Origin of the sequence: Actinomyces graevenitzii C83 (assembly GCF_000239695.1) — a bacterium.
GTDB classification, from domain to species: Bacteria; Actinomycetota; Actinomycetes; order Actinomycetales; family Actinomycetaceae; genus Actinomyces; species Actinomyces graevenitzii.
The window spans coordinates 1-2,063 of the sequence record NZ_JH470343.1 but is presented as its reverse complement, the minus strand read 5'-3'; the positions used below and the strand labels follow the sequence as shown (position 1 = coordinate 2,063).

Here is a 2,063-nt window from a genome sequence, read left to right as displayed (position 1 = left end):
GAATGCTGACGGTAAGTATGTGCTGGCTTTCCGTGGTACTGAGCTTGATCGACAACCAGGTTTAGATCTTCGCAATGATATTGAGGGTGCTGTTGTTACATCGTTTCAGGTGTCGGATGCAATAGATGTGTCTACTAAATTGGCTCTAGCGGTGGGCCGTGAAAACGTTGACTTTACCGGTCACTCGCTGGGCGGTGAACTGGCTTCAGCTGGCGCATTAGCTACCGGTGGGAAAGCAGTAACCTTTAACGCTGCGGGGCTCTCAGTTACCAGTGAAACGATCGCGCGAGCTAACTGCCTAAACAACTTTGGCTTTAATGCCCAGGCCCCTATGGATGGCTCTAATGTCAAGGCCTATAGCTTTGCGCTAGACCCGCTAAGTTATGCGCAAGATATCGCACGTGATGGGCTATTTGGCCGTATGGACTTGATTGCTCCGCGTGCATACGGTGAGCGCCATATTATTCCTGCCAGTGAAGGCGCAGATCCTCGTGATTTTGGCTATAACCATGAGATGGCACGCCTGTATGGGGCTCTAGACGCTCAGTACGAAAACCCCAGCGCGAACCATATTGCCGCCTCCGGTAGGCCCACCACCACTGTAGCTATTGGAAATGTGGGTACGGGAATCGTTAACGGTATTGGTGAAGTAGGTAACGGCATCGCCAATGGTGTCAATGACGTAGGCTCTGGCTTTAATGACGCCGGACAGCACTTTAACTCCGGTCTTGACCGTGCCGGCCAGGCCTGGAACCGTGGCGACTATGTAGGTGCCGCCACGGAAACCGCTGCGGGCACGGCACAAGCCGTGGGTGACGTTGCGGTTGGTGCGGTTAAGGGCACCGGCGATGTACTAGTTGGTACGGTCAAGGGCACTGGGGAAGCTATACACGGACTCAAGAAAGCCATTTTCGGCGGCGAGTAGGTTCAGAAAAGTTAACAACCCTACTTTCAAAGCACTCTTGGCCTGGGGAAGTAGTGGGGTTTTGTCCCCATAGGGCTACCTAACGCTAACAGGGTAATTTGAGGGCAGATGTAAGTGCACTGTGGCGACAGTGCATCGTGAATTTGTTTAGGAAGGGTTGCTTGTGGCTAGTGTTGGTGCTGATGTTGAGCAGTTACGTGCTTTAGCGCAGTTGTTTGGTGACAAGGCGACTTCACTTGAAGACGTTGTTAACTCGATTAATGGGCAGCTACACAGCGCTGGCTGGGTAGGTGAAGACGCTGATGCGTTCAAGTCTGACTGGGATTCCAACTTAACTGTGTTGGTGCGTAATGTGGTGGACTCTCTGCGTGAGCGTAACACCAGTTTGAACCAGCAGGCTGATGAGCAGGAGAAGGCTTCTGCAGTTAATGGCTCAATTAGTGGAGCTAAAGGTGTAGGTTCAATAGCCAAAGCTGGAAGTGGTGGCTCCGGTTCGGATCCTTACAACGGCAAGCCGCGTGAGGGTGAAGCTGGACGCGATGCGGACTATGCGCGTCTGGCTCAGGCTGCTTATGAAACTGGCGACCCGATCCCTGATGGTTGGCGCAAGGTTGATGCTGAGGAGCTGAAGAAGCTAGGGATTGACCCCTCTGACTTAGACACTGAAAACGGTATGCAGGCCAGTGTCTACCAGAATGCTGACGGTAAGTATGTGCTGGCTTTCCGTGGTACTGAGCTTGATCGACAACCAGGTTTAGATCTTCGCAATGATATTGAGGGTGCTGTTGTTACATCGTTTCAGGTGTCGGATGCAATAGATGTGTCTACTAAATTGGCTCTAGCGGTGGGCCGTGAAAACGTTGACTTTACCGGTCACTCGCTGGGCGGTGAACTGGCTTCAGCTGGCGCATTAGCTACCGGTGGGAAAGCAGTAACCTTTAACGCTGCGGGGCTCTCAGTTACCAGTGAAACGATCGCGCGAGCTAACTGCCTAAACAACTTTGGCTTTAATGCCCAGGCCCCTATGGATGGCTCTAATGTCAAGGCCTATAGCTTTGCGCTAGACCCGCTAAGTTATGCGCAAGATATCGCACGTGATGGGCTATTTGGCCGTATGGACTTGATTGCTCCGCGTGCA

2 protein-coding genes are annotated in these 2,063 nt (G+C 52.4%); both read left to right on the top strand.

The window, feature by feature from the left end; translation table 11 throughout:
- Window positions 1-925, top strand: a 925-nt coding sequence (locus HMPREF0045_RS10830; RefSeq protein WP_005987839.1) for a hypothetical protein, incomplete at its 5' end; no start/stop codon positions are given.
- Between the two features lie 163 nt (window positions 926-1,088).
- Window positions 1,089-2,063 (top strand): WXG100 family type VII secretion target (locus HMPREF0045_RS09855; protein WP_005987838.1); only part of this gene is annotated, 975 nt, incomplete at its 3' end.